Source organism: Brenneria sp. L3-3C-1 (assembly GCF_016456245.1).
Classification (GTDB): domain Bacteria; phylum Pseudomonadota; class Gammaproteobacteria; order Enterobacterales; family Enterobacteriaceae; genus Brenneria.
Genome location: NZ_JAEMHF010000013.1, coordinates 33691 through 58385 on the forward strand (window position 1 = coordinate 33691; position 24695 = coordinate 58385).

The window sequence follows — 24695 nt, forward strand, 5'->3', positions numbered from 1 at the left end:
GCTATCAATTGTAATGATTCTGATAACTATTATCATCATATTAAAGTCAGGCAATGTGTATACCGGATTCAGGCGGAAAGAAAAATAGTCACGTTGGTCGCGTACGCCAGACGGCTGACGCGACCAACGAGGGGGGACGATTAACGTTTCAACGCGTCGCTAAGTTCGTCGCGGATGGTTGCCAGCAGGGATTTGACGACGCGTGGATTACCCGCGATCAGGTTACCGGAAGAAAGATAGTTGTGACCGCCGACGAAGTCGGTTACCACGCCGCCCGCTTCACGCACCAGCAGTTCGCCGCCGGCAAAATCCCAGGGCTTCAGGCCGATTTCAAAGAATCCGTCAACGCGGCCGGCGGCAACATAGGCCAGATCCAGCGCGGCGGAACCCGTACGGCGGAAGTCCGCGCATTGGGTAAACAGGGCTTCGAGAATGTTGATATAGCTTTTCGCGTGTTGTTTCGCTTTGAACGGGAAACCGGTAGCCAATATTGTGCCGTCCAGATCGCGGGCATTACTGCTGCGCAGACGATAACCGTTCAACTGCGCGCCCTGACCGCGGGTGGCGGTGAACAGTTCATTACGCATGGGATCGTAAACTACGGCAACTTCAGTGCGGCCTTTCATGCGCACGGCGATGGAAACCGCGAAGTGCGGCAGGCGTTTGATAAAATTGGTGGTGCCATCCAGTGGATCGATAACCCATTGCACATCCCGATCGTCGCCGACCAGCTCGCCGCACTCTTCACCAATGATGGTGTGCTGCGGATAAGACTTACGGATGACTTCAATGATCAGACGCTCGGCATCCCGGTCAACGTTGGTGACAAAATCATTATTGCCTTTTTGACTGGCTTCTACGGCGTCAGGGGTTTCGTAATTTTTAGCAATTAAATTACCGCCTTTACGCGCAGCGCGTATAGCGATGTTGAGCATCGGATGCATGGTATTGTCCACTGGAATGTTAAAGAACGGAAAGCGGTGAGCATTATAGCAGGGGAAAAGGAAAATATCTAAGTTTGTGTTAGAATATTCCGCTTTCCTCCTCGCATTACAGAGTCCGCATGTTACACAATATTCGCATTGTTTTGGTTGAAACATCCCACACCGGCAATATGGGATCGGTTGCCAGAGCGATGAAAACCATGGGTTTGAGTAAGCTTTATCTGGTTAATCCGCTGGTAAAACCCGATTCGCAGGCGATTGCCTTATCCGCCGGCGCCAGTGATGTCATTGGCAACGCGACCCTGGTCGATACGCTGGATCAGGCGCTTGAGGGGTGTGGTCTGGTGGTGGGCACCAGCGCACGTTCGCGTACGTTGCCCTGGCCGATGCTGGAGCCGCGGGAGTGCGGAGCGCGGAGCGCCCGGGAAGCGGAACACGCGCCGGTCGCCCTGGTGTTTGGCCGCGAACGCGTCGGATTAACCAATGATGAGTTGCAGAAATGCCATTATCATGTCGCCATTCCCGCCAATCCTGAATATAGCTCGTTAAACCTGGCGATGGCGGTGCAGATCCTGGCTTATGAAGTGCGCGTCGCACATCTGGACCGTTTGCAGGCCGGCAAGGAAGAGCACGACGAAACGCCTTACCCGCTGGTGGACGATCTGGAGCGTTTCTATCAGCATCTTGAACAGACATTACTGCAAACCGGCTTTATTCGGCAGGCGCATCAAGGGCAGGTGATGAATAAGCTGCGTCGGCTGTTTACCCGGGCGCGGCCGGAGAGTCAGGAGCTGAATATCCTGCGCGGAATCTTGAGTTCGGTTCAGAAAAATAACCCTGAATAATACTTGAGTGGTTTACTGGGTTAAATAGTTGACTAAAATACTCGGGAATGTCAGACTCAAACCACGTTTTGCCAATACATGTTTCAATAATACATGTTTTATCTACAGGTACCACTATCATGAGACTGACATCTAAAGGCCGCTATGCCGTTACCGCCATGCTCGATGTGGCTCTGCATTCCAAAGAAGGCCCTGTTCCGCTGGCCGATATCTCCGAGCGTCAGGGTATTTCGCTCTCCTATCTGGAGCAACTGTTTTCCCGCCTGCGTAAAAACGGACTGGTCGCCAGTGTCCGCGGCCCGGGTGGCGGTTATCTGCTGGGTAAACATGCCAATGAAATCGCCGTGGGCGCGGTGATATCCGCCGTCGACGAATCGGTGGACGCGACGCGTTGCCAGGGGCGAGAAAGCTGTCAGGGCGGCGAACGCTGTCTGACGCACACCCTGTGGCGCGATCTGAGCGATCGGATCACCGACTTTTTGAACAATATAACGTTGGATGAACTGGTCAATAACCAGGAAGTATTGGACGTTGCGGATCGTCAGGAAGCCGATACGCGCCGTACCGCCAACGGACGTATACAAGACACGATCAACGTTAATTTACGCGCCTGAAAAATCATATTTTAACAACGTATCGCGTTGGCCCGAAGGGCTAGGGGCAGGGATAGCCCATTATAAATAAAACAATTTGCACGTTTTGAAGTGATGTACGGAGTTTATGAGCAATGAAGTTACCGATTTATCTGGATTATTCAGCCACCACGCCGGTTGATCCGCGCGTGGCTGAAAAAATGATGCAGTTTTTGACCCTGGACGGTACTTTCGGCAACCCGGCTTCCCGCTCCCACCGCTTTGGCTGGCAGGCGGAAGAGGCTGTCGATATCGCCCGTAATCAAATTGCTGAATTAGTGGGTGCGGATCCCCGTGAGATTGTGTTTACCTCTGGTGCGACGGAAGCAGATAACCTGGCGATTAAAGGCGCTGCAAACTTCTATCAGAAGAAAGGCAAACACATCATTACCAGCAAAACAGAACATAAAGCCGTGCTGGACACCTGCCGTCAGTTAGAGCGTGAAGGGTTCGAGGTCACTTATCTGGCGCCGCAGCGTAACGGTATTATCGATCTGAACGCGCTGCAAGCCGTCCTACGTGATGACACCATTCTGGTTTCCATCATGCACGTGAATAATGAAATCGGTGTGGTGCAGGATATCGCGGCCATCGGCGAAATGTGCCGTAGCCGCGGGATTGTGTTCCACGTCGATGCCACCCAGAGCGTGGGCAAATTGCCCATCGACCTGAGCCGGCTTAAAGTGGATTTGATGTCTTTCTCCGGTCATAAAATTTATGGTCCGAAAGGCATCGGTGCGCTGTATGTACGCCGTAAACCCCGTATTCGTATCGAAGCGCAGATGCACGGCGGCGGTCATGAACGCGGAATGCGTTCCGGTACTTTACCTGTACACCAGATCGTGGGTATGGGCGAAGCGTATCGTATCGCCAAAGAGGAAATGGTCGCCGAAGCGGCGCGTCTGCGAGCGCTGCGCGACCGTCTGTGGAACGGTATCAAGGATATCGAAGAAGTCTATCTGAATGGTGAGCTTGAACAGGGCGCGCCCAACATCCTGAACGTCAGCTTCAACTATGTTGAAGGCGAGTCGCTGATTATGGCGCTCAAGGATCTGGCCGTATCGTCCGGTTCCGCCTGTACCTCCGCCAGTCTGGAACCCTCCTACGTTTTACGCGCGTTGGGGATGAACGATGAGCTGGCGCACAGTTCGATCCGCTTCTCTCTGGGGCGTTTCACCACGGAAGAAGAGATCGACTACACCATTGATTTGGTGCGCAAGTCTATTGGCCGTCTGCGCGATCTTTCCCCTCTGTGGGAAATGTTTAAACAAGGCGTGGATATCAGCAGCATCGAATGGGCTCATCATTAATTCGCAGCACGGGGAACGACGATTATGGCTTACAGCGAAAAAGTAATTGATCACTACGAAAATCCACGCAACGTGGGATCGTTTGATAATGCCGATCCCAGCATCGGCAGCGGCATGGTGGGAGCGCCGGCCTGCGGCGATGTGATGAAGTTGCAGATCAAAGTCAATGATGAGGGTATCATTGAAGACGCTCGTTTCAAGACCTATGGCTGTGGCTCGGCCATTGCCTCCAGCTCACTGGTAACCGAGTGGGTGAAAGGCAAATCGCTGAACGAAGCGGAGGCGATTAAAAACACCCAGATTGCCGAAGAACTCGAGCTGCCGCCGGTAAAAATTCACTGCTCTATTCTGGCTGAAGATGCCATTAAGGCCGCTATCGCGGATTACAAAAGTAAACGCGAAGCCAAGTAGTTAAGAAAAATTCCGAGGTTGTTATATGTCGATTTCCCTAAGCGACAGCGCTGCGCAACGTGTTAATGCCTTTATGGCGAACCGGGGTAAAGGTCTTGGCCTGCGCCTTGGCGTGCGGACATCGGGTTGTTCCGGTATGGCGTATGTGCTGGAATTTGTTGATGACGTGAATGCTGATGACGTGGTGTTCGAAGACAAAGGCGTTAAGGTCATTATCGATGGTAAAAGCCTGGTCTACCTGGACGGCACCGAACTGGATTTCGTCAAGGAAGGCCTGAACGAAGGCTTCAAATTCAATAACCCGAATGTTTCAAGCGAATGCGGCTGCGGCGAGAGCTTTAACGTCTGACCGCTTCCCGGGGTATTGAACGCGCTTTCCCGGTTTCTTCCGGTCGTCGATCGGCAGAAACCGCGGCAAATGACGGCGATTACCCACAACCCCCAGAGTACGCTATGGATTACTTTACGTTGTTCGGGCTGCCGATTCGCTATGATGTGGATGGCGGCCTGCTTGTTTCCCGCTTTCAGGAACTGCAACGGCAGTTTCACCCCGATCGTTTTGCGGCGAGCCCGGAACGGGATCGCCTGTTGGCATTGCAGCAGGCCGCGACGATCAATAATGCCTATCAGACGTTGAAACATCCGCTGAAACGCGCGGAGTATATGCTATCTTTGCACGGTTTTGATTTAAGCAATGAGCAGCATACCTTACGCGACACCGCTTTTCTGATGGAACAGCTTGAACTGCGTGAAGAACTGGATGCCATTGAGCGTCGTTCCGACGCCGAAGCGGCGCTGGCTGAATTCGCTGAACGGTTGCAGGCCATGCTGGTTGTACGCAGCGGGCAAATGCGCGGCGAGCTGGCGAGCGAAAGCTGGGCCGATGCCGCCGACACGGTGCGTAAACTGCGTTTTTTAGACAAACTCCGGCAGCAGGTTGAACAACTCGAAGAACAATTGCTGGACAGATAAGTTTTTAATCCGGCGGAGATGGATGATGCGTCAAATTACAACGTATCGTGCTTCCCGCCAGCCAATTGATGGAAGCTCAATATGGCCTTATTACAAATTAGCGAGCCGGGCCTCAGCGCGGCGCCGCATCAGCGGCGTCTGGCTGTCGGCATCGATTTAGGCACCACGCATTCTCTGGTTGCCACCGTGCGCAGCGGCGAGGCGCAAACTCTGACGGACGGCGAAGGCCGCGATCTGCTGCCGTCCGTTGTCCACTATCATGCCGCTGGGCATGAGGTAGGATGGCAAGCCCGTGAAAAAGCGGCCGGCGATCCTGTCAACACCATCAGTTCGGTAAAACGGATGATGGGGCGTTCTCTGGCTGACGTCCGGCAGCGCTATCCGCATTTACCCTATCAATATCAGGTCAGCGATAACGGCCTGCCGTTAATTCAAACGCCGGCCGGCAACCGCAATCCGGTGCAGGTGTCGGCGGATATTTTGTCGGCGCTGGCGCAGCGGGCGCAGGAAGCATTGGGCGCTATGCCGGATGGCGCGGTGATCACCGTTCCGGCCTATTTCGACGATGCGCAGCGTCAGGGCACCAAAGACGCCGCCCGTTTAGCCGGTCTGCACGTACTACGGCTGCTGAATGAACCGACCGCCGCGGCGATCGCCTATGGTCTGGATGCCGCTAAAGAAGGCGTCATCGCCGTTTACGACTTGGGCGGCGGCACGTTCGATATTTCTATCCTGCGCCTGAGCCGCGGCGTATTTGAAGTGCTGGCGACAGGGGGCGACTCTGCGTTAGGCGGCGATGATTTCGATAATCTGCTGGTGGAATGGCTGCGCGAGCAGGCGGGTATTACCGCCCGAGACGATCACCATTTGCAGCATGCCTTACGGGAAGCGGCGATACAGGCCAAGATAGCGTTAAGCATGGCGGAATCGGTTAATGTCGAGGTTGCCGGCTGGCGAGGTGAGCTATCCCGCGCCCGGTTCAATACGCTAATCTCCTCACTGGTCAAGCGTACGCTGCTGGCATGTCGACGCACGCTGAAAGATGCGGACGTGACGCCGGATGAGGTGCGGGAAGTGGTGATGGTCGGCGGTTCCACCCGCGTACCGCTGGTGCGCGAGCAGGTGGGCGCGTTCTTTGGCCGCACGCCGCTGACCTCCATCGATCCTGATAAAGTGGTGGCGATCGGCGCCGCGATCCAGGCGGACATTCTGGTCGGCAATAAGCCGGACAGCGAAATGCTGCTGCTGGATGTGATTCCGCTTTCCCTGGGGCTGGAAACCATGGGCGGGCTGGTGGAGAAAATCATCCCGCGCAACACCACCATTCCGGTAGCCAGAGCGCAGGAGTTCACCACATTCAAAGACGGTCAGAGCGGCATGATGATCCATGTTTTGCAGGGGGAGCGCGAACTGGTGCCGGACTGCCGTTCGCTGGGCCGCTTCACGTTACGCGGTTTGCCGCCGTTGCCCGCCGGCGGCGCGCACATTCGCGTCACCTTTCAGGTTGATGCCGATGGTCTGCTGAGCGTAACGGCGATGGAGAAATCGACCGGGGTCGAAGCCTCTATTCAGGTCAAGCCGTCTTACGGACTGAGTGATACTGAAATCGCCGCCATGATTAAAGATTCTATGCTTAACGCGCAGGGCGACGTGGGCGCCCGTATGCTGGCGGAACAGCAAGTCGATGCCGCCCGGGTACTGGAGAGCTTACACGGCGCGCTGGCTTCCGATGGCGATTTGCTGACCGGCGATGAGCAAGCCGCCATTGCCGAGGCCGTCGAACATTTGCAGCAAGCGATGTCGGGAACGGATGCGCTGGCGATTGACGCCGCGATAAAAAAATTAGATCAACAAACCCAGGGGTTTGCGGCCCGTCGAATGGATGCGTCTATTCGTCGTGTGTTGGCGGGCCATTCTGTGGACGAGGTGTAAATATGCCTAAGATTGTCTTTCTGCCGCATCAGGATCTGTGTCCTGACGGGGCGGTTTTGGAAGCAGAGCGTGGAGAAAGCATTCTGAATGTGGCGCTGCGCAACGGGATTGAAATTGAGCATGCCTGCGAGAAATCCTGTGCCTGTACGACCTGTCATTGTATCGTCCGCGAAGGATTCGATTCTCTGGCCGAAAGTACGGAAGACGAAGATGACATGCTGGATAAAGCCTGGGGGCTGGAACCGGAAAGCCGGTTAGGATGCCAGGCGTGCGTTGCGGATGAGGATTTGGTGGTTGAAATCCCGCGTTACACGATTAATCATGCTCGTGAACACTGACAGGAGTGGCTATGGGATTAAAATGGACCGACAGCCGCGCCATTGGCGAGGCGCTTTATGACCAATTTCCCGATATCGATCCAAAAACCGTTCGTTTTACGGATATGCACCAATGGATCTGCGATCTGGAAGAGTTCGACGATCTTCCCGATGCTTCCAGCGAGAAAATTCTGGAAGCGATCCTGCTGGTCTGGTTGGATGAAGCGGAATAATTGACGTCACGGGCTGCCTTACGGTGGCCCGCTTATTTTCGTGCGATGACGGGTATAAAGAACAATCTGGAGCAGAATTATGACAAGCGAAGCTATGCTGATTTCACTCTCCGATCAACCCGCTGATGCGCGCTGGGGAGAGAAGGCGCCGTTAAGCGTGAACGATCGCGGGATGACCATTCATCTGAATGGCAACGCCCGGTTGGCGACCATCCAACGCGCCGCCCGCAAAATCGACGGGCAGGGCATCAAACAGGTCAAGCTGGCCGGCGACGGCTGGGATCTGGAAAGCAACTGGGCATTCTGGCAGGGATTCCGCGGGCCAAAAGGGCAACGCACGGTTGACTGGTCTGAACTGAATGAGGCGGACAGAAAAGAGCTGGACGACCGCCTGAAGATCGTTGACTGGGTACGCGATACCATCAACCTGCCGGCTGACGATCTGGGGCCGGAACAACTGGCCACCCGGGCCATCGACCTGCTGTGCGATGTCGCCGGCGATGCCATCAGCTATCGGATCACCAAAGGCGATGATCTGCGCAAGCAGAACTACGCCGGTATTCATACCGTCGGCCGCGGTTCCGAGCGCGCGCCGGTACTGCTGGCGTTGGACTACAATCCGACGGGCAACCCGGATGCGCCGGTGTTCGCCTGTCTGGTCGGTAAAGGAATTACCTTTGATACCGGCGGTTACAGCCTGAAGCCCAGCGGCTTTATGGATTCCATGAAGTCGGATATGGGCGGTGCGGCCACGGTGACCGGCGCGCTGGCGCTGGCGGTGGCCCGCGGGCTGCAACAGCGGGTTAAAATGTATCTGTGCTGCGCCGACAATATGGTCAGCGGCAATGCGTTCAAGCTGGGTGATATTATCCGTTATCGCAATGGCAAGAGCGTTGAAGTGATGAATACCGATGCGGAAGGGCGTCTGGTGCTGGCCGATGGCTTGATTGATGCCTCAGAGCAGAATCCGCAATGGATTATCGATTGCGCGACATTGACCGGCGCGGCGAAAACGGCGCTGGGTAACGACTATCACGCCTTGTTCAGCTTTGATGATCAACTGGCGGCGGCTTTACAGCAAAGCGCCCAACAGGAAGGCGAACCGTTCTGGCGTTTGCCGCTGGAAGAATTCCACCGCAGCCAGTTGCCGTCCGGTTTTGCGGATCTGAATAACATCGCCGGTGCGGCATACGGCGCGGGCGCCAGCACGGCCGCCGCGTTTCTGTCTCACTTTGTGAAGCGCTATCAGCAGGGCTGGCTGCACATTGACTGCTCGGCCACCTACCGTAAAGGGGCGGTGGAGCAATGGTCGACGGGCGCCACCGGGTTGGGGGTGCGAACGCTGGCGAATTTACTGCTTAGCAAGGCCGGCTAGTCAAGGGCCGGTCAGCGCTATTATCATGTCAACGTAGGATAGATGAAACCGGGTCAATTGCCCGGTTTTTAACGCAGTGCGGGTTGAGGAACGTTATGGATTTTTCGCCACAAAATAAACTGGAAGAGGTGCTGATACTGGCGGCGACCGAGCCGGCGCATCGGCCTGAATTTTTCAGCCAACTGCTGGACGCGACGGTATTTGTGTTAGGCAGCAGCGACGAAAGCGACGCGCCGGGGGAGAAAACCCTGCATGCCGGCAGCAACGTGCAGATCCAGCATTGGGAAAAGGCCGATGGCGTTTCCGTCATTCCTTTTTTCTCTTCACTGGACGCGCTTCAGCAAGCTATCACTGAAGAGCAGTCATTCCTGGCTTTACCGGCGCGTTCGCTGTTTGAGCTTACGCTCGGCGCCACGCTGTTTCTCAATCCCAAACTGCCTTACGGCAAAGAATTTCTGCCGCAGGAAGTGGAGCATATGCTCTCCGGCGAAGGCCACGGATTCGTGCAGCGGCAGGTGGTGGAAGAAGATACCGAGGTGCTGCTCAGTCAGCCTGCCGACAAGCCGGTGCAGATGATTGATTCGCTGACGCAGTTGTTTAGCAAATACCGCCATGTCCGTCGGGCGTTTGTGGCCCAGATCCACGAGGCCGGCGAGCAGGAGCCGCATCTGATAATCGGTCTGGACGTTGATACGGATGAGGTGGACGAACTCATTCATGCCGCGGGCAGCGTCGCCAGCGATACGGCGCCGGATGATCGGCCTGTCGATTTATGTCTGGTGAAAGAGGGGGAGCCGGGCGTCAGTCACTATCTGATAAAACACACCACGCCGTTCTATGAGCGCAAGTGGGGCAGCTTCCTGCGCGACTTCAAAAGCACGGGGCGCGCCTGACGCCGAAATAAGCCTCTTTCTGGCGGCGCAACGGCGGTTAATTATCCGCCGTTGTGGCCTGCAATAACAGCAGATCGATCAGCATCACCAGATTGGATTCGAACGAGCTGATCTCGCCCGCTTCCGCCGCATAGTGAACCGCATCGTCATACAGTTTAAAATGCAAATCGGCGAGTTCCCCCAGCGAATTCAAGGATGCGCGGGTAAAAGCGATCACCTGCATCCCAATCGTCCTGGCGATACGCGCTTTATCCAGTACCTGCTCCGTCTCACCGCTACGCGATATGGCAATAAATACCTGATATTTTGGCGCATTGTTGAGAAAAATCCCCCTGCTGTCTCCCAGCCCGGACGAGAACGCATCTTTGCCCAGCACCTGAAGCTTTTTTGCCAGATACTCGGCGAACAGATGAGAAAATCCGGCGCCGTAGAGGAAAAAGTGACTTTCCTGACGCAGTATTCGGCTGAACGCGGCCATATCCTCGGTGGTTATATAGGAAAAAGAACGCTGATAATTGTCGATAAAATGCTGAAATGCAGCGGGAATATGACCATCGGCCGGCAAAGGCGCGGCCGCCGGCGATAAGCGAGGATTGTCCGTCAGTAGCTGTTTGCAGTGGTAGATAAACTCACTGTACCCGCTAAAGCCTATTTTCCGGCACAGACGCATGATCGTCGCGGTGGAAACATAGGTTTTCTGCGCCAGTTCACGCACCGTTATTTTACCCACCATCGAGGCGTGTTCGGCGATAAAGGCCAGCACGCGATATTCGGCGCGGGTTAAGTCCTGACCGTGCTGCATCAACGATGCCAGCCGATTATCCATGTGTTGCTCCTGAAACCTTCACGGCAGCCGGGAAATCAATCCAGCGCGATAGGGACATCATCGCGGCTTCCCCAGTCGCTCCATGAGCCATCGTATAAGGCGACATTCCGGACATTAAGCACCGTCAGCGCCAGCACCACCACCGCGGCGGTTACGCCTGAACCGCAACTGGCGACCACCGGCCGGCTGAAATCCACGCCGTACTTGTGCAAAATGGTCGCCAGTTCAGCGTTGGGCTTCAGCGCGCCATTGGCGACCAGCTCAGTCCAGGGAACGTTCAGGCTGCCCGGAATATGGCCGCGATGCAGACCCGGGCGTGGTTCATCCACTTCCCCTTTAAAACGGGCGGCGGGGCGGGCATCGACAATTTGTGCCGATTTATCCCGGCCGATCGCCAGCACTTCGTCACGCTGGCGAATGACCGAGGCGTTAAGCCGGGCATGAAAAGACTGGGCGGGGCGTTGAACATTTCCCAGCTCCAGCGGCAGGTTTTGCTGCTTCCAGCCCGCTAATCCGCCGGCCAGAATCGAAATCCGCGCCACGCCGAACGTATGCAGCATCCACCAGGCGCGCGGGGCGGAGAACAGATTGCCTTCGTCATAGATGACAAGATGCCGCCGATCGCTGACGCCGAGCGTGCCCATCGCGTGAGAAAAATCGTCGCCGTCGGGCATCATGTGCGGCAGCGGCGTGTGCCGGTCTGACAAGGTTTCAATATCAAAAAATACCGCGCCGGGTAAATGTTCGGCACGGTATTCGGCGTGGATATCGCGGGTCGTCTCTCCCGGCGGCAACATGCGGGCGTCAAGCAGGATGATATCGCTATCGTCAAGATGCCCGGCAAGCCAGGCGGCAGTAACAAATAATTCAGAAGAAGATGCTGACATGGAACCCCCCACGCTGGGGCTGAGGGATTCAGCCCCGCTGTGAAATTATAGATTCATTGTCAGCGATTTATCCTGTCCCGACAAGCGCGTCGTTATTGTGCGACGCCGTTGCTGTAAGCCTGTTTCAACCGAGGCCAGTATTCGCGATTGGCCGCGATCATCTCGTCAAGAATGGCTTTGGCGTGTTGCATGGTGGGAACGGTGCGATTGAGCGTAAAAGCCTGTAACGCTTTTTCATAGTTGCCTTCCAGGGTAGCCTCGACCAGCAACTGCTCCGAGGCTAACTGTTGCTCCAGCAAGGCGCGATGGAACTGCGGCGCGTTACCCATGCGAACCGGCTCCGGCCCTTGCGCGGTGATATACGCAGGCACTTCCACCATGGCGTCGTAAGGCAGATTGGCAATCGCGCCTTTGTTTTCCACAATCACCAGATGGCGCTGACGCAGGTCAAAGGCCAGCGAACAGGCCACATCAACGATAAACGCGCCATGTACGCCAACGTGGAACGCATCCGATAAAATCCCGGTTTCTTTATAGCCGGCGGCGGCGGTAAAGAGTTTCTTCTCGCGTCCGTCCATCACCTCATTGGCACGGGTGTAGTTCGGATCCTGATGTTCAACGATCTGATTGGGCATCAGATAATACTGTAGGTAAGGGTTGGGCACGAACTCGGGGAAATGATCCATGATCGGCTTGATGTTGCGCCAGGTCTTGACCCAGGAGGGATCGGAATGTTGCGGATCGGTATCGGCGGCATCGGCGGTCAGTAACCCGTACCGGGCAATATGCTTACGCAACTCCGGCAAACGATCGACGCCATCCACCAATATCCGGGTAAACCAGCCAAAGTGGTTAAGGCCGAAATAATCCACGGTGATATCTTCGCGGTTAACCCCAAGCACCGCGGCGATATTACGCATCGCCGCAACCGGCATATCGCAGATATTCAGCACCCGCGCCTGTGGGCGCAGGCGGCGGATGCCCTCGGCGACAATCGCCGCCGGGTTGGAATAGTTGACGATCCAGGCGTCTTGGTGGGCATAGCGTTCGACCAGATCGATCAGTTCGACCATCGGCAGAATCGTGCGTAAGCCATAGGCCAGCCCGCCGGGGCCGCAGGTTTCCTGGCCGACGACGCCGTGGCGCAACGGGATTTTTTCATCCTGCTCGCGCATTTTATATTGGCCGACGCGCATCTGGGCAAAGACAAAGTTTGCGCCGCTGAACGCCGTTTCGGCATCGGTGGTGACGGTAAAAACAATGTCGTTGCTGTGGTCGCGGATCACTTTTTCAACCACCGGGGCAATGGTGTCCTGACGCGGGCCGTCAATGTCGTACAGGCGTATTTCCGCCAGCGGGAAATCGGCGAGGCGCACCATCAGACTTTTTACGATGCCTGGCGTATAGGTGCTGCCGCCACCGGCAATAGTCAGAATGAATGGGGGTTTGGTCATGATCGGTCTCCTGTTAAAGCGCATTTTCAACTGCTTCGCGAATGGTTTTGACGTGCAGTCCGTAGACCACCTGTACGTTGTTGCCCTGACGGATAACCGCTTTGGCGCCGGTGGTTTTCAACTGGTTTTCGTCAACAATGGCGGGATCGATGACGGTCACCCGCAGACGGGTATAGCAGTTATCCACCACCTCGATATTGGGTTTGCCGCCGAGTCCGGCGATGATGGTGACGCCGAGCAGACGGGCGTCGTCTTTCACCTGCTGTTGCGCTTTGGCCTGATACTCTGTTTTCGAGTACAGCTTGGTCTGTTCCTCATCGGATTCACGCCCTGGCGTCGGCATATCGAAATACAGAATCAGGGAGCGGAAGACGAAGAAGTAAATAACCGACATGATCAATCCGACCACGATATACATTGGCCAGTTGGACTTCTCAATGCCCAGCGGCAGGTTATACAGCAGGAAGTCGATCACCCCGTTGGCGCCGATGGCATGGACGCCCAGCACATAGAACAGCATCATGCCGAGGCCGGTCAGTACGGCGTGCACCACAAACAGCAGCGGGGCGACGAATAAGAAAGAGAACTCCAGCGGTTCGGTCACGCCCAGCAGGAAAGAGGTAAACGCGGCGGGGATCAGAATCGCTTTGGCCGCCAGCCGTTTTTCCGGTTTGGCGGTCACGTACATGGCCAGCGCCGCGGCGGTCAGACCGAACATTTTACTGATGCCGCGCGCATCCCAGGCGACCGTCGGACTCAGCTGTTTGACGCTTTGACAAGCCATCTCCGCAAAATAGATGTTACGGGCGCCCTGATACAGATTGCCGCACACTTCCGCCGAACCGCCTAATTCGGTGTACAGGAACGGGGTGTAAACCAGGTGGTGTAACCCGGTCGGGATCAGAATACGCTCCAGGAAACCATAAATAGCCACGCCGAACGGCCCGGCGCCTTTAATGGCGAACGCCAGATAGCTGATCCCCTGCTGGGCAAAAGGCCAAATGGCGCTCATCACAAAGCCGAGGGCGATCGCCAGCGGGATCGCCAGAATCGCCACGAAACAGTGACCGGAGTAAATAGCCATCACGCCGTCAAACTGTTTGCTGGAATAACGGTTATACAGATATCCGGCGAAGGCGCCGATCAGAATGCCGGCGAAAACGCCCATTTCCAGCACCTGAACGCCCAGCACCATGCCTTGCCCGGCGGCGCGCATTTCGGCGGCAGGCACCAGCTTGCCCTGTAGCTGAAGCGTAATATTCATCGCATTGATGAAGATGATAAACGTCACCAGACCGATCAGCGCGGCGTAGCCTTTGTCGCGCTTTGCCAGGCCAATCGGAATGCCGACGGCAAACACCAGCGCCAGATTGACCAGGATCGCCACGGCGGATTTAGATACCAACTGACCAAAATCCTGGATCAGCGGATGATTGAGTAGGGGGATGTAGCCGGCCAGATTGCCGTTACCAAACACATTACCAAAGGCGATAAACAGCCCGACAATCGGTAAAATCAGCACTGGCCCATACAGTGATTTACCGAAATTCTGCAATGCATTGACCGCTCTTTTCATTATTTGCTCTCTTGGTGGCCATTGTTGGGGAGGTACGGGGCAAGGCTAGCAGTGAATGAATAGGTTTTTCCAGTTATCTTATTGTTTTAAAAACAAATAACGCATAAGGTTACAAGTAACGCTCAGAACTGTGATCGTCGATGATTTGTTACAACCTTGCGGTTCTGCCGAGAGGGAAGAAATGCAGAGGGGGAGAACCGATAATAAGGTAGGAGATAAGATAATATTTTTTTAAAAAAATGTTACGTCTCTGATAGGCAAGTGCTGCGGGTCACCCTATAATCTGCGCCACTTTCACTGGCCGGGATTATAATTCCCTCAATCCGGCTGCTATCTGATAGTTTTGAATGAGGTCAATATGACGGTAGAACGTACCTTTTCCATCGTAAAACCCAATGCCGTGGCAAAGAATGCCATCGGCGCCATTTATGCGCGTTTTGAAAGCGCGGGTTTTAACATTGTGGCGGCCAAGATGCTGCATCTGACTCGTGAACAGGCTGAAGGCTTTTATGCCGAACATCAGGGCAAACCGTTTTTTGAGGCACTGGTCGAGTTCATGATCTCCGGGCCGATCATGGTACAGGTGCTGGAAGGCGAGAATGCCGTTCAGCGTAACCGCGATATCATGGGAGCCACTAACCCGGCGAATGCGCTGGCCGGTACGCTGCGTGCCGATTATGCCGACAGCTTCACTGAGAACGCGGTACACGGTTCGGATTCCATCGAGTCCGCGCAGCGCGAAATCGCTTATTTTTTCAGCGCCGATGAAATCTGCCCGCGTTGAAGGTCGACTAAAGTAGCTTACCTGCTTTAAACTTTGTACAATGCTGCGCCCTGGATGAGCACAGGCTTATCCGGGGCATTTCTTTATTATCCTTCGAGCCATAACGTGTAATAACGAGGCCAAGAGTTCCTATGTCTGAACAAATCGTAGCTGAGCAAACCGTGTCCGAATTTTCGCCGGCGTCCGCCAATATTCCCCAATCCGCCAAATCCGGGGCGGAAAAAATAAATCTGCTGGATCTTAACCGTCAGCAAATGCGCGAGTTTTTCGCCTCATTGGGCGAGAAGCCGTTCCGTGCCGATCAAGTGATGAAGTGGATCTATCACTACTGTTGTGATGATTTCACGCAGATGACGGACATCAATAAGGTTTTTCGCGCCAAATTACAGCAGGTCGCCGAGATTCGCGCGCCGGAAGTGGTGGAGGAGCAGCGCTCCTCGGACGGCACCATTAAGTGGGCGATCCTGGTTGGCGGCCAGCGGGTGGAAACGGTGTATATCCCGGAAGAAGATCGGGCGACGCTGTGCGTCTCTTCTCAGGTTGGCTGTGCGTTGGAATGCAAATTCTGCTCAACGGCGCAGCAGGGTTTTAACCGCAACCTGCGCGTTTCTGAAATCATCGGCCAGGTGTGGCGGGCGGCAAAAATTATCGGCGCGTTCAAAGTCACCGGCCAGCGTCCGATCACCAACGTGGTGATGATGGGCATGGGCGAACCCCTGCTCAATCTGACTAACGTGGTGCCGGCGATGGAGATCATGCTGGATGATTTTGGTTTCGGCCTCTCCAAACGCCGGGTGACGTTGTCAACGTCAGGCGTGGTGCCGGCGCTGGATAAGCTGGGCGATATGATCGACGTTGCGCTGGCGATCTCCCTGCATGCGCCGAACGATGAAATTCGTAACGAAATCATGCCGCTTAATAAGAAATACAATATCGAAACCTTCCTGAGCGCGGTGCGGCGCTATCTGGAGAAATCCAATGCCAATCAGGGGCGCGTCACGGTGGAGTACGTGATGCTTGACCACATTAATGACGGCACCGAGCACGCTCACCAGTTGGCGGAATGTTTGAAAGACACGCCGTGCAAGATTAACCTGATCCCGTGGAACCCGTTCCCCGGCGCGCCCTATGGCCGCAGCTCAAACAGCCGTGTCGATCGTTTTTCCAAAGTTCTCATGGAATATGGCTTTACGACGATTGTGCGCAAAACCCGCGGCGATGATATCGATGCCGCCTGCGGACAACTGGCGGGTGAAGTCGTAGACAGAACCAAGCGCACGCTGAAGAAAAAAATGGCCGGTGAACCTATCATGGTTAAAACGGTCTGATACCTGATTGTCCCGGTTAGCCATTGGCGTCATCAATACTTTCCCGGGGCTTATCATACCTATCTTTTCAGAGATGGCTGCGACCGGGCATGGATTAAGGTAACATACACTTTGTGTGAAGGCCGGGACGGCAAGGAAGGGAGTCAGGAATGACGCAACAGTTAACACAGGGAAAAGGGTGGTTGTTGGCCGTCGCGGCCGTGCTGTCGGCGGGGTGCGCGCATTCGCCCCGCGAAGCGGTAAACCCGGCGCTGGCGCAAACCCGCTTGCAGTTGGGGCTGGAGTATCTGGCTCGCAACAACCTTGATGCCGCTCGCCAGAATTTTGAAAAAGCGCTGCAAGCCGCGCCGCAAGACTATCGTACGCAATTAGGCATGGCGCTTTATGAGCAGCGGATAGGTGAAAATCAGGCGGCCGAACAGCGTTATCAATCGGCATTGAGGCTGGCGCCGGAAAACGGTGGCGTAATGAATAATTACGGTGCGTTTCTGTGTGGTTTAGGGCAGTATGTAGCGGCGCAGCGACAGTTTAGCGCCGCGGCGCAACTCCCTGATTACCGTCAGGTTGCCGATGCGTTGGAAAATGCCGGATATTGCTTTTTCAAAGCAGGGCAGAATGATAATGCGCGTAGCGTATTAAGTCGGGCGCTGAAGTATGATCCCGCGAAAGGCGACATGCTTCTGGCAGAAGCGGATAAACAGTTTTCCGCGGGAAAACACGAGCAGGCTCAATTGCTTCTGGATGTTTATCAGCATATTCTTCCGGTCAGCGCCGAAAGTTTATGGTTACAGATTCGTTTCGCCGCGTTGGCGGGCCGTGATGGCGATATTGACCGTTATGGCAAATGGCTGGCGCGAAGTTTTCCACAATCTAAACAGTACCAGCAGTTCTTAGCTAATGAATACTGAAGCCACTCAAGATAATAAAGAATCAACCATTCCTGGCGAACGTCTGCGTCAGGCGCGCGAGCGTCTGGGATTGACCCAGCAGACTGTCGCTGAACGTTTATGCCTTAAGCTTTCCACCGTTCGTGAAATTGAAGAAGGTAATACGCCAACCGATTTGGCGCCGACGTTTTTACGTGGCTATATCCGTTCTTATGCCAAGTTAGTCCACTTGCCCGAGGATGAACTGTTGCCGATGCTGGACAAGCATGTGGCGCCCAGAGTATCCAACGTCGCTCCGATGCAAAGTTTTTCCTTAGGCAAAAGCCGCAAAAAGCGGGATGGCTGGTTAATGACCTTCACCTGGCTGGTGGTGCTTGTCGTCCTGGGGTTGACCGGGGCGTGGTGGTGGCAGAACCATCAGGCGCAGCGGCAGGAAATCAACACCATGGTCGACCACGCCAGTTCGATGCAGGCGCAGAGTGAAGGTCAGTCCGTGCCGTTGATGGGTAACAGCGAGCCGCAGGAGCCGGATGTTTCCGAGGTTGCGCCTTCCGTTCCGGCGGAGGTGCCGACGGATGCCGCCAATGCCAATTCCGCGCCTGAGAACAGCGAATCCGTTCCCCCTTCCGCCGCACAGTCTGCGACGACGCCAGAACCTTCCATGTCTTCACCGCAGCCGTCGGCGGCGGATGATGCGCTGTTGAGCCGGAACGCCACGGCGCCGGCGACCGACACCGCATCCGCGGACAATAGCCAGGCTGCTGTCGCCGCCCCGGCGCTGGTGATGAATTTCAATGCTGATTGCTGGTTGGAGGTTACGGACGCCAGCGGAAAAAAACTGTTCAGCGGCATGCAACGTAATGGCGGCGCTCTAAGCCTGAGCGGTCAAGCGCCCTACCAACTGAGAATCGGCGCGCCTGCTGCGGTACAGATTCAATTTCAAGGTAAGCCGGTCGATTTAAGCCGGTTTGTGAGAAGCAGTCAGGTTGCGCGTCTGACGTTGGCGGCGGAATAACACCGGTTTTACCCGTGCCCGCGATGTTGCAATTTTGGAGAAGAAGTAATGCATAACGCAGCACCCATAACCCGTCGGAAATCAAAGCGGATTTACGTCGGTAAGGTGCCTGTTGGTGACGGCGCGCCGATTGCGGTGCAGTCCATGACCAACACCCGAACCACTGATGTTGAAGCGACGGTTAATCAAATCAAATCACTGGAACGCGTCGGCGTCGATATTGTGCGCGTCTCCGTTCCCACCATGGATGCGGCCGAAGCGTTCAAACTTATCAAACAGCAAGTCAATGTCCCACTCGTCGCCGACATCCATTTTGACTATCGTATCGCGCTGAAAGTGGCGGAATACGGCGTCGACTGCCTGCGGATCAACCCCGGCAACATCGGTAATGAAGAACGTATTCGTTCCGTTGTCGACTGTGCGCGTGATTACAATATCCCGATTCGTATCGGGGTCAACGGCGGATCGCTGGAAAAGGATTTGCAGGAGAAGTACGGCGAGCCGACGCCGGAAGCGTTGCTGGAATCCGCCATGCGCCATGTTGATATTCTCGATCGCCTCAATTTCGATCGGTTTAAAGTCAGCGTGAAAGCGTCCGATGTTTTTCTGGCCGTGGAGTCCTATCGGTTGCTGGCCGCCCGTATCGATCAGCCGTTGCATCTGGGGATTACCGAAGCCGGCGGGGCGCGCAGCGGGGCGGTTAAATCGGCAATAGGACTGGGTCTGCTGTTATCTGAAGGGATCGGTGATACCTTACGTATTTCGCTGGCCGCCGATCCGGTAGAAGAAGTTAAAGTGGGCTTCGATATTCTGAAATCGTTGCGTATCCGTGCTCGCGGCATCAATTTTATCGCCTGTCCGACCTGTTCGCGGCAGGAGTTTGACGTGATTGGTACGGTCAACGCGCTGGAGCAACGGCTGGAAGATATCATCACGCCCATGGATGTATCGATTATCGGTTGTGTGGTCAACGGGCCGGGCGAGGCATTGGTGTCCACCATCGGCGTGACCGGCGGGCACAATAAGAGCGGCTTCTATGAAGACGGCGTGCGCCAGCGAGAACGTTTCGACAACGAACAGATGATCGACCAGCTTGAAGCGAAAATTCGTGCCAAGGCTTCGATGATGGATGAAAGCCAGCGCATTACGGTAAATCTGGTCGATAAATAACCGTGCCGGTGCGGCTTGGGGCCGCCATCCGCATAAGTATGATTCCTGAACCCGATGGGGAGCCTGTGCATTGAAGATGCGACACCAATCCCCCTATAATCGGGTTTATTTTTTGAAAAACGGATAGAGAACAGACGTGGCAAAAAATATCCAAGCCATTCGCGGCATGAACGATTACCTCCCGGCCGAAACGGCATTGTGGCAGCGTATTGAAAACAGCTTGAAACAGGTGCTCGGCAGCTACGGCTACAGTGAAATCCGTACCCCTATCGTTGAGCAGACCTCGCTGTTTAAACGTGCCATCGGTGAAGTCACCGATGTGGTTGAAAAAGAGATGTACACCTTTGAGGATCGCAACGGCGACAGTCTGACGTTGCGCCCTGAAAACACCGCTTCGTGCGTTCGCGCCGGTATCGAACACGGTATACTCTACAATCAGGAGCAGCGCCTGTGGTATCTCGGGCCGATGTTTCGTCACGAGCGCCCGCAGAAAGGCCGCTATCGCCAGTTTCATCAACTGGGGTGTGAAGTTTTTGGTCTGCAAGGGCCGGACATCGACGCCGAGTTGATTCTGCTTACTGCCCGCTGGTGGCGGGCGCTGGGTATTTCACAGCATGTTAGGCTGGAACTGAATTCGATTGGTTCGCTGGACGCGCGGGCGAAATACCGTGAAGCGCTGATCGCTTTCCTCGAACAGCATAAAGAAAAGTTGGACGAAGATTGCCTGCGCCGTATGTATACCAATCCGCTGCGGGTGCTGGATTCTAAAAATCCCCAGATTCAGGCGTTGCTGGACGATGCGCCGGCGCTGACCGACTATCTTGATGATGAATCCCGGGCGCACTTTGAGGCATTGGGTGAACTTTTAACGCAGTCCGGTATCCCATATACCGTTAATCCGCGTTTGGTTCGCGGTCTGGATTATTACAACCGCACCGTGTTTGAGTGGGTAACCACCAGTCTGGGCGCTCAGGGCACGGTCTGTGCCGGCGGGCGTTATGACGGCCTGGTCGAGCAACTGGGCGGACATGCGACGCCTGCCGTGGGCTTTGCGATGGGACTGGAGCGGTTGGTTCTGCTGGTGCAGTCCGTCAACCCTGAGTTTAAGGCCCACCCGGGAGTCGATGTTTATCTGATTTCGTCCGGCGAGGGAACGCAACTGGCGGCCATACAGTTGGCGGAGAAATTACGTGATACGCTGCCGCAGTTGAAGCTGATGACCAACTACGGCGGCGGCAATTTTAAAAAGCAATTTACCCGCGCCGATAAATGGGGCGCGCGCATTGCGCTGGTATTAGGCGAAAACGAAGTGGCGGCTGGTCAGGTGGTGATAAAAAATCTGACCAATGGCGAGCAGGATACATTGGCACAGGCCGACGTCGCCGCGCGGCTGGCAACGTTACTGGATTAAGGAGAGAGACACCGTGGAAGTCTATACCACAGAGAATGAGCAGGTTGATGCGTTGCGTCGTTTCCTCGCTGAAAACGGCAAGGCGTTGGTTGTGGGCGTTGTGCTGGGTGTCGGCGCGCTGATTGGCTGGCGCTTTTGGCTGAATCACCAAAGCAACAGCGTACTGGCGTCATCAACATCTTATCAGCAAATCAGCGACCATCTGGCGAGCGGTAAAGTTGAAGATATCTCGTCAGCGGAGAAATTTGCCGCTGAAAATAAAAACAACTACGGCGTGCTGGCCTCGCTGGAGTTGGCGCGTCATTACGTCGATCAAAATGATTTTGCCAAAGCGGAACAACAGCTGGCGCACGCGCAGTCCCAAACCAAAGATGCCGATTTGCTGTCTCTGGTGAATCTGCGTTTGGCGCGGATCCAGTTGCAAGAGCAAAAAGCCGATGAAGCGTTGAAAACGCTGGATGCCGTCAAGTTAGACGGCTGGGTGGCTCTGGCGGCGGAAGTCCGTGGTGACGCCCTGGCCAGCAAAGGGGATAATCAGGCCGCGCGCGAAGCTTATAATAAAGGTTTGGCCGCTAATCCACCGCAGGCATTGCAAGCATTGCTGCGTATGAAACTGAACAACCTGTCCAGCTAAGAGGAATTCCATGCAACTGCGTAAAACACTTCTGGTAGGACTGGTTTCCGTCGCCCTGCTGAGCGGATGTTCGCTGTTTAACAGCGAGGAAGATGTCGTGACCATGTCTCCATTGCCGACGGTGGAAAATCAGTTCACGCCGACGAAAGTGTGGAGCCGTTCCGTAGGGAGCGGCATCGGCGAGTTCTATTCCAATCTGCACCCGGCCTGGCAGAGCGATCGGGTGTTTGCCGCCGATCGCCGCGGGACGGTAAAAGCGCTTGATCTCAACAACGGCACTGAAATCTGGCATGCCGATCTGTCGGAAAAAACCGGCTTCCTTTCGCGCAATACACCGGCGTTATTATCCGGCGGCGTCGCGGTCGCGGGTAATCATGTTTATGTCGGCAGTGAAAGAGCGCAGGTATTTGCGCTGAACGCCGAAGACGGCGCCCCGGTATGGCAAACCAACGTCGCGGGCGAAGTGCTTTCGCGTCCGGTAAGCAGCGATGGCGTCGTGCTGGTTCATACCAGCAATGGGATGCTGCAAGCGCTGGATGAAACGGATGGCGCGATTAAGTGGACGGTTAATCTGGATATGCCGACGCTTTCTTTGCGCGGCGAATCGGCGCCGACCACGGCGTTTGGCGCGGCCATCGTCGGCGGCGATAACGGTCGGGTCAATGCGGTGCTGATCGAACAGGGCCAGTTAATCTGGCAGCAGCGTATTTCACAACCCAGCGGGGCGACTGAAATCGATCGCCTGAACGATGTCGATACCACGCCGGTTGTTGTGGGCGAGGTCGTGTACGCGCTGGGTTATAACGGCAACATGACGGCGCTGGATCTGCGTTCCGGTCAGATCTTGTGGAAACGGGAACTGGGTTCGGTGCACGATTTCATCGTTGATGGCGACCGCATTTATCTGGTCGATCAGGATGACCGCGTTGTGGCGTTGAACACCAACGGCGGAGTGAATCTGTGGCGTCAGAGCGAGTTGTTGCACCGTAATCTGACGGCGCCTGTGCTGTATAACGGCTATCTGGTGGTAGGGGATACCGAAGGGTATCTGCACTGGCTGAATACGTCGGACGGTCGCTTTGTGGTTCAGCAAAAAGTGGATAGTTCAGGTTTCCTGAGCAAGCCGGTGATCGCCAGCGACAAGCTGCTTATTCAGGCGAAGAACGGCGAAGTCTACGCCTTCACCCGCTAGTTAAGAAGACAGAACCTTTGGATCGCTGCCGGTTGCAGATACGATCCCCCAACGGCTCCTGACAGTATCAGGGGCCGTTTCGTCTTTTATCGTCAGCGAGTAATTTCGCTGTAACGTATTGAAATATAAGTAATGAGGTTGTAACAATGATACCTGTCGTCGCGCTGGTCGGACGTCCGAACGTGGGGAAATCCACTTTATTTAACCGCTTAACGCGTACGCGTGATGCATTGGTGGCGGATTTCCCGGGGTTGACGCGTGACCGCAAGTATGGCCGTGCAGAAGTGGAAGGCCATGAGTTTATCATCGTCGATACCGGCGGCATCGATGGCACGGAAGACGGTGTGGAAACCCGAATGGCGGGGCAGTCGCTGGTGGCGATTGAAGAGGCCGACATCGTGTTGTTTATGGTGGATGCCCGTGCGGGACTTATGCCCGCCGACCAGGGCATCGCCCAACATCTGCGCAGCCGCCAGAAAGCAACTTTTCTGGTCGCCAATAAAACGGACGGTATTGACCCCGATACCGTCATCGGCGATTTCTATTCGCTGGGAATGGGGGAGATTTATCCGATAGCGGCTTCCCACGGACGCGGCGTCACCTCCTTGCTGGAAAAAGTGCTGTTGCCGTTTGTGCAGAGCGATGAGTCCGCCCCTGTTGAACTGACGGAAGAAGAAGAGAACGCCGCTTACTGGGCGGAGCAGCTTGCACAAGAGCAGGGTGCTGAAAAAGCCGAGGCGGAGGAAGACGATTTTAACCCGGAAGATCTGCCGATCAAGCTGGCTATCGTCGGCCGCCCCAACGTGGGGAAATCTACGCTGACCAACCGTATTCTGGGTGAAGAGCGCGTGGTGGTTTACGATATGCCGGGCACCACGCGTGACAGTATTTACATTCCGATGGTGCGTGATGAACGAGAATATGTGCTGATCGATACCGCCGGGGTGCGTAAACGCGGCAAAGTAACCGATACGGTTGAAAAATTCTCGGTGATTAAAACGTTGAAGGCGATTGAAGACGCCAACGTTGTGATGCTGGTCATTGACGCCCGTGAAGGTATTTCCGATCAGGATCTTTCATTATTGGGCTTTATCCTCAATAGCGGGCGCTCACTGGTGATCGTGGTCAACAAGTGGGACGGCCTATCACCGGACGTTCGCGATCAAGTCAAGGAAACGCTGGATTTGCGCCTCGGCTTTATCGATTTTGCCCGTATTCATTTCATCTCGGCGTTGCATGGCAGCGGCGTGGGCAATCTGTTCGAGTCGGTGATTGAAGCCTACACGTGCGCCACCCGCCGGGTGGGCACCTCCATGCTGACCCGCATTATGCAAATGGCGGCGGACGACCATCAGCCGCCGCTGGTACGTGGGCGCCGGGTGAAGCTTAAATATGCGCATGCCGGCGGCTACAACCCGCCGATTGTGGTGATCCACGGTAATCAGGTCAAAGATCTGCCCGATTCCTACAAACGTTATCTGATGAATTACTACCGCCGCTCGCTGGATGTGATGGGAACGCCGATCCGCATCCAGTTCAAAGAGGGGGAAAACCCCTTTGCGGATAAGCGCAACACATTGACGCCAAACCAGTTACGCAAGCGTAAACGTTTGATGCAGCATCTTAAAAAGAGCAAATAATGAATAAGCGGGGCGGATAGCAATATT

The 24695-nt window shown here is 55.2% G+C and carries 25 protein-coding genes; 20 read left to right on the forward strand and 5 right to left on the reverse strand.

Features of this window, described 5'->3' with window-relative positions:
* Nucleotides 1-140 precede the first annotated feature (140 nt).
* Nucleotides 141-944: an inositol-1-monophosphatase gene (gene suhB / locus JG725_RS18695; protein ID WP_172291595.1), complete on the reverse strand. Its 804-nt coding sequence runs from the start codon at nt 942-944 to the stop codon at nt 141-143.
* Nucleotides 945-1063: 119 nt separating this feature from the next.
* On the opposite strand from suhB, the gene trmJ reads away from it, so the two are divergent.
* From trmJ to sseB, 11 genes are all read left to right on the forward strand, one after another.
* Complete coding sequence (gene trmJ, locus JG725_RS18700) at nt 1064-1789, forward strand: tRNA (cytosine(32)/uridine(32)-2'-O)-methyltransferase TrmJ (RefSeq protein WP_199379382.1); 726 nt, start codon at nt 1064-1066, stop codon at nt 1787-1789.
* Between the two features lie 119 nt (nt 1790-1908).
* A complete protein-coding gene (iscR, locus tag JG725_RS18705; RefSeq protein WP_172291597.1) occupies nt 1909-2403 on the forward strand; it encodes a Fe-S cluster assembly transcriptional regulator IscR in 495 nt (164 codons plus the stop codon).
* A gap of 113 nt (nt 2404-2516) precedes the next feature.
* On the forward strand, nt 2517-3731 hold the full coding sequence (locus JG725_RS18710) for an IscS subfamily cysteine desulfurase (RefSeq protein WP_199379383.1): 1215 nt from the start codon (nt 2517-2519) through the stop codon (nt 3729-3731).
* A 24-nt stretch (nt 3732-3755) separates the two neighbouring features.
* Nucleotides 3756-4142 (forward strand): Fe-S cluster assembly scaffold IscU, encoded by a 387-nt coding sequence (iscU, locus tag JG725_RS18715; RefSeq protein ID WP_172291599.1) that lies wholly within the window; start codon nt 3756-3758, stop codon nt 4140-4142.
* Between the two features lie 25 nt (nt 4143-4167).
* Entirely contained in the window at nt 4168-4491 is a 324-nt protein-coding gene (iscA, locus tag JG725_RS18720) for an iron-sulfur cluster assembly protein IscA (protein WP_172291600.1), read from the forward strand.
* A 104-nt stretch (nt 4492-4595) separates the two neighbouring features.
* Nucleotides 4596-5114, forward strand: coding sequence for a co-chaperone HscB (gene hscB, locus JG725_RS18725; protein ID WP_199379385.1), 519 nt, complete (start codon nt 4596-4598; stop codon nt 5112-5114).
* An 81-nt stretch (nt 5115-5195) separates the two neighbouring features.
* Nucleotides 5196-7046, forward strand: a complete 1851-nt coding sequence (gene hscA, locus JG725_RS18730; RefSeq protein ID WP_199379388.1) for a Fe-S protein assembly chaperone HscA — start codon at nt 5196-5198, stop codon at nt 7044-7046.
* Between the two features lie 2 nt (nt 7047-7048).
* Nucleotides 7049-7384 (forward strand): ISC system 2Fe-2S type ferredoxin, encoded by a 336-nt coding sequence (gene fdx, locus JG725_RS18735; protein ID WP_172291603.1) that lies wholly within the window; start codon nt 7049-7051, stop codon nt 7382-7384.
* Nucleotides 7385-7395: 11 nt separating this feature from the next.
* Entirely contained in the window at nt 7396-7596 is a 201-nt protein-coding gene (iscX, locus tag JG725_RS18740; RefSeq protein ID WP_172291604.1) for a Fe-S cluster assembly protein IscX, read from the forward strand.
* Between the two features lie 79 nt (nt 7597-7675).
* On the forward strand, nt 7676-8971 hold the full coding sequence (pepB, locus tag JG725_RS18745; RefSeq protein WP_172291605.1) for an aminopeptidase PepB: 1296 nt from the start codon (nt 7676-7678) through the stop codon (nt 8969-8971).
* 95 nt (nt 8972-9066) lie between these two features.
* Entirely contained in the window at nt 9067-9864 is a 798-nt protein-coding gene (gene sseB, locus JG725_RS18750) for an enhanced serine sensitivity protein SseB (RefSeq protein ID WP_199379390.1), read from the forward strand.
* A gap of 37 nt (nt 9865-9901) precedes the next feature.
* Here the strand turns inward: sseB and JG725_RS18755 are convergent, their stop codons facing one another.
* The 4 genes from JG725_RS18755 to JG725_RS18770 all read right to left on the reverse strand — a co-directional run bounded on the left by JG725_RS18755 (nt 9902) and on the right by JG725_RS18770 (nt 14607).
* Nucleotides 9902-10690 carry a MurR/RpiR family transcriptional regulator gene (locus JG725_RS18755; protein WP_172291607.1) on the reverse strand — a complete coding sequence of 263 codons (789 nt, stop codon included), beginning with the start codon at nt 10688-10690 and terminating at the stop codon, nt 9902-9904.
* 35 nt (nt 10691-10725) lie between these two features.
* Nucleotides 10726-11577, reverse strand: coding sequence for a 3-mercaptopyruvate sulfurtransferase (gene sseA, locus JG725_RS18760; RefSeq protein WP_199379392.1), 852 nt, complete (start codon nt 11575-11577; stop codon nt 10726-10728).
* A gap of 92 nt (nt 11578-11669) precedes the next feature.
* A complete protein-coding gene (locus tag JG725_RS18765; protein WP_199379394.1) occupies nt 11670-13031 on the reverse strand; it encodes a 6-phospho-alpha-glucosidase in 1362 nt (453 codons plus the stop codon).
* A 13-nt stretch (nt 13032-13044) separates the two neighbouring features.
* The gene (locus JG725_RS18770) at nt 13045-14607 is read right to left on the reverse strand and encodes a PTS transporter subunit EIIC (protein ID WP_199379396.1); all 1563 of its coding nucleotides are present in this window, start codon (nt 14605-14607) and stop codon (nt 13045-13047) included.
* Nucleotides 14608-14965: 358 nt separating this feature from the next.
* On the opposite strand from JG725_RS18770, the gene ndk reads away from it, so the two are divergent.
* From ndk to der, 9 genes are all read left to right on the forward strand, one after another.
* Nucleotides 14966-15391: a nucleoside-diphosphate kinase gene (ndk, locus tag JG725_RS18775; protein WP_199379398.1), complete on the forward strand. Its 426-nt coding sequence runs from the start codon at nt 14966-14968 to the stop codon at nt 15389-15391.
* A 131-nt stretch (nt 15392-15522) separates the two neighbouring features.
* Nucleotides 15523-16719, forward strand: coding sequence for a bifunctional tRNA (adenosine(37)-C2)-methyltransferase TrmG/ribosomal RNA large subunit methyltransferase RlmN (locus JG725_RS18780; protein ID WP_172291612.1), 1197 nt, complete (start codon nt 15523-15525; stop codon nt 16717-16719).
* 149 nt (nt 16720-16868) lie between these two features.
* Nucleotides 16869-17627 carry a type IV pilus biogenesis/stability protein PilW gene (gene pilW, locus JG725_RS18785; RefSeq protein WP_172291613.1) on the forward strand — a complete coding sequence of 253 codons (759 nt, stop codon included), beginning with the start codon at nt 16869-16871 and terminating at the stop codon, nt 17625-17627.
* A complete protein-coding gene (rodZ, locus tag JG725_RS18790; protein ID WP_172291614.1) occupies nt 17617-18621 on the forward strand; it encodes a cytoskeleton protein RodZ in 1005 nt (334 codons plus the stop codon). Before pilW ends, rodZ begins: the two co-directional genes overlap by 11 nt.
* A gap of 48 nt (nt 18622-18669) precedes the next feature.
* Nucleotides 18670-19791 (forward strand): flavodoxin-dependent (E)-4-hydroxy-3-methylbut-2-enyl-diphosphate synthase, encoded by a 1122-nt coding sequence (ispG, locus tag JG725_RS18795; RefSeq protein WP_172291615.1) that lies wholly within the window; start codon nt 18670-18672, stop codon nt 19789-19791.
* 136 nt (nt 19792-19927) lie between these two features.
* A complete protein-coding gene (gene hisS / locus JG725_RS18800) occupies nt 19928-21202 on the forward strand; it encodes a histidine--tRNA ligase (RefSeq protein ID WP_172291616.1) in 1275 nt (424 codons plus the stop codon).
* Nucleotides 21203-21215: 13 nt separating this feature from the next.
* Nucleotides 21216-21836, forward strand: coding sequence for a YfgM family protein (locus tag JG725_RS18805; protein WP_172291617.1), 621 nt, complete (start codon nt 21216-21218; stop codon nt 21834-21836).
* 10 nt (nt 21837-21846) lie between these two features.
* Nucleotides 21847-23028 carry an outer membrane protein assembly factor BamB gene (gene bamB / locus JG725_RS18810; RefSeq protein ID WP_199379399.1) on the forward strand — a complete coding sequence of 394 codons (1182 nt, stop codon included), beginning with the start codon at nt 21847-21849 and terminating at the stop codon, nt 23026-23028.
* Between the two features lie 146 nt (nt 23029-23174).
* Complete coding sequence (gene der, locus JG725_RS18815; RefSeq protein WP_199379401.1) at nt 23175-24668, forward strand: ribosome biogenesis GTPase Der; 1494 nt, start codon at nt 23175-23177, stop codon at nt 24666-24668.
* Nucleotides 24669-24695 lie beyond the last annotated feature (27 nt).